3 protein-coding genes are annotated in these 3,413 nt (G+C 61.5%); all 3 read right to left on the bottom strand.

Going from position 1 to position 3,413, the window contains the following annotated elements; all coding sequences use genetic code 11:
* Positions 1–40: 40 nt before the first annotated feature.
* Entirely contained in the window at positions 41–1,024 is a 984-nt protein-coding gene (locus ABW043_RS06825; protein ID WP_353920467.1) for a sulfate ABC transporter substrate-binding protein, read from the bottom strand.
* A 168-nt stretch (positions 1,025–1,192) separates the two neighbouring features.
* Positions 1,193–2,098: a DMT family transporter gene (locus tag ABW043_RS06820; protein ID WP_353920466.1), complete on the bottom strand. Its 906-nt coding sequence runs from the start codon at positions 2,096–2,098 to the stop codon at positions 1,193–1,195.
* Between the two features lie 57 nt (positions 2,099–2,155).
* Positions 2,156–3,412: a 30S ribosomal protein S12 methylthiotransferase RimO gene (gene rimO / locus ABW043_RS06815; protein WP_353920465.1), complete on the bottom strand. Its 1,257-nt coding sequence runs from the start codon at positions 3,410–3,412 to the stop codon at positions 2,156–2,158.
* Position 3,413 lies beyond the last annotated feature (1 nt).

Genomic DNA, 3,413 nt, shown 5'->3' with positions numbered 1-3,413 from the left:
CACCGAGTGTGTGGGGTGCTCAGCGCACAAATCCCGCGCGTTACTGGTTCACGAAAACCTTGTCGAGCAGGCCGCCGTCGGCGAAGTGCTCGGCAGCAACCTTGTCCCAGCCGCCAAATGCGTCTTCGACGGTCACGAGGCGGATTTCCGAGAAGGTCGCGGCGTGCGCTGCAGCGACGGTTTCGTCCTGCGGACGGTGGAAGTTGGCGGCAGCCACTTCCTGGCCTTCCGGCGTGAAGAGGAAGTCGAGATAGGCCTTGGCAAGATCACGGCTGCCACGGGCATCGACAACCTTGTCGACCACGGCCACCGGGAATTCCGACAGGAAGCTGACGGAGGGAACGACGGCTTCATACTTGTCGGCGCCAAGCTGCTTCACAACGGCCAGGGTTTCGGCCTCGAAGGTCACCAGCACGTCGCCCAGCTCGCGCTCGGTGAAGGCAGTGGTGGCAGCACGGCCGCCGGTTTCAAAGACCGGAACGTTGGCAAAGAGCTTGGTGAGGAATTCTTCGATCTTGGCTTCGTCGCCGGCATAGGCCTCGGTCGCCCAGGCGCGGGCGGCGAGATAGGTATAGCGGCCATTGCCGGAGGTCTTGGGGTTCGGGAAGATCACCTGCACGCCTTCGGCAGCGAGATCGCCCCAGTCCTTGATGGCCTTGGGGTTGCCCGAGCGCACGAGGAAAGACGGGAAGGAGTAGAACGGCGCAGCATTGTTCGGGAAATCGCTGGTCCAGTCTTCCGAGACGTAACCGCCTTCGACCAGCTTCTGGATATCCGTCACCTGGTTGAAGGTCACGACGTCAGCCTGCAGGCCCTCGAGCACGGCGCGGGCCTGAGCCGAGGAGCCGGCATGCGACTGGTTGACCGTCACGGTCGCGCCGGTCGCCGCGTAGGCAGCGTTCTCGGCTTCGAAGAGCTCGCGAGCGATGTCGTAGGATGCGTTGAGAATGTCGGTGGGCTGAGCCAGAACCGGGCTGCTGGCAAGAGCGAGCGCCGCAACGGCCGAGAGAAGAAGCTTGTTCATTGTGACGCTATTTCCATGAAAGCGATGGCGTTGGTCACAGGTGATGCGATGCCGCTTTTCGGTGGTAAAGCGCTAAATGCTTGGCTCGGATGACTAATTTACAGGCCGGGAAAGCGGAGGAAAGCCGTTGCGCTCCCCGCCGCTCAGGCGCGATTTTGTTTCCGCGCCTCAGGCCCGCAGTCGCAGCTTCTCGCCATATTTGGCGACACCGATGCCCGAAACCACCAACAGCAGCGAGGCAACGAGATAGGGCGTCAGTTCGGCAATGCCCAACAGCACGAGATAGACGGCCGTGAGGACAGGCGTCAGAAAGCTGAATACGCCGATCAACTGCGCATTGCCCTGCTTCATGCCGAAATCCCACATTGCATAGGCCATGGCGAAGAAGATGGAGGCGAAAGCGACGATGAGGACGCTGGAAAGCGGCGCCTGCGGGGCTCCAAGGGCGAACAACCACACCGAGCCATTTATGAGGGCACTGGCGCCGAAAATGACGCCAAGGAAATTGCTGCTGCTCGCAGGATAGCGCGCCGCCATGGCCGAAAAGACCGCCCAGGTGACAGCCGAGATGACAGCCCAGAAATGCCCCGGCATCAGATGGAAGCCACCAACGGAGAGCCCCTTGCCCAGCAGCAGGGTGACAATACCCGCCAGCCCCAATACGCCCGCAACCGCATGGAACCAGCGGAATCGCTGCCCCAGCGAAATGGTGGTCAGCACGACCACCAGCAGCGGCCAGGTATAGATGATAAGCGTCGCTTCAAGCGGCGGCGCCTGCTGCAGCGCGGCCACCCAGGTCAGGTTATGGCCACCGATCCCGATGACACCCAGCACGTAAAGCCAGATGGGGACAGTCTTGAGCTCGGGCAGGGGAATCTGGCGCCGCAAAATCCACATGGCGATGAACACCAGCGCGCCGACGCCGTCGCCGAGCCCGACATAAAGGAACGGATCAACGCCAACAGCCGAAGCCACGATCGGTGCGGTCATCGACCAGATGAACACCGCGGCAATGCCGCCAGCGGTTCCCCAGCTCGACTTGGCCCCGTGGCTCGTCTTTGCGCTCAGTTCCATGAAATCCACGCAAGAAAAATCCCCGCTTGCGCGGGGATGTTGTGTAAGTCGCGGGTCTCAGGCCGTCGCTGGTTCGGCAAACAGATCATACTCATCATTGTCGGTGACCTTCACCGAAACGATGTCACCGATCTTGATGCCGGTAGCGTTGCTGACGATCACCTGACCATCGATCTCGGGCGCGTCCCACTTGGAGCGGGCAATGGCGATGTTGCCCTCGGGGCGAACGTCGTCGACGATCACGTCGATGGTCCGGCCGACCTTCTTCTGCAGCTGGTGGAAGGAGACGTTCTGCGCCACTTCCATAAGCTGGGCAAAGCGCTCTTCCTTGACCTCGTCGGGCACGATGCCTTCGAGTTCATTGGCGGTGGCGCCGGTCACAGGCTCGTACTTGAAGCAGCCGGCGCGGTCGATTTCAGCTTCCTCGATGAAATCGAGCAGCATTTCGAAATCTTCCTCGGTTTCGCCCGGGAAGCCAACGATGAAGTTCGAGCGAACTGTCAGGTCAGGAACCTGGCGCTTCCAGTCGAGAATGCGGTTGAGCGTCTTTTCCTGGTGTGCCGGGCGGCGCATGGCCTTGAGCACATTTGGCGAAGCATGCTGGAACGGAATGTCGAGGTAAGGGAGCACGAGGCCTTCGGCCATCAGCTCCATCACCGGATCGACATGCGGGTAGGGGTACACATAGTGCAGGCGCACCCACGCACCCAGCTCGCCCAGTTCCTTGGCGAGGTCATAGAACTTGGCCTTCACGTCGCGGCCACGATATTTCGAGGTCGCATACTTGAGGTCGAGACCGTAGGCGCTGGTGTCCTGCGAGATCACCAGCAGTTCCTTGGCGCCAGAACGGATCAGCCCTTCGGCTTCGCCCAGAATGCCAGCGGCCGGACGCGAGGCCAGATCGCCGCGGATTTGCGGAATGATGCAGAAGGAGCAGCGATTATTGCAGCCTTCGGAAATTTTTAGGTAGGCATAGTGCCGTGGCGTGAGCTTCAGCCCGCTCTCCGGCACAAGGTCGACGAACTTGTTCGGCACCGGCGGCAGGTGCGTGTTCACCGCGTTGACCACATCTTCGTACTGGTGCGGGCCGGTAACGGCGAGCACGCTCGGGTGGGTGGCGCGGATCAGCTCTTCCTCAACGCCGAGGCAGCCGGTGACAATCACCCGCCCATTGGCGCCCACGGCCTCGCCAATCGCCTCGAGGCTTTCCTTCTTGGCGCTGTCGAGAAAGCCGCAGGTGTTTACCAGCACGATATCGGCGCCGGCATAGTCGCGCGAAAACGCGTAACCCTGCGCGCGCAGCGTCGTCATGATG

The organism is Devosia sp., from assembly GCF_040509215.1.
Classification (GTDB): Bacteria; Pseudomonadota; Alphaproteobacteria; order Rhizobiales; family Devosiaceae; genus Devosia.
The sequence above is the reverse complement of the archived record's forward strand: the minus strand, read 5'-3'. Positions and strand labels throughout refer to the sequence as shown.

Excerpts from the sequence above, each read along its gene's own strand:
- ABW043_RS06820 (WP_353920466.1), bottom strand. The coding sequence starts at position 2,098 with ATGGAACTGAGCGCAAAGACGAGCCACGGGGCCAAGTCGAGCTGGGGA.
- ABW043_RS06825 (WP_353920467.1), bottom strand. The coding sequence starts at position 1,024 with ATGAACAAGCTTCTTCTCTCGGCCGTTGCGGCGCTCGCTCTTGCCAGC.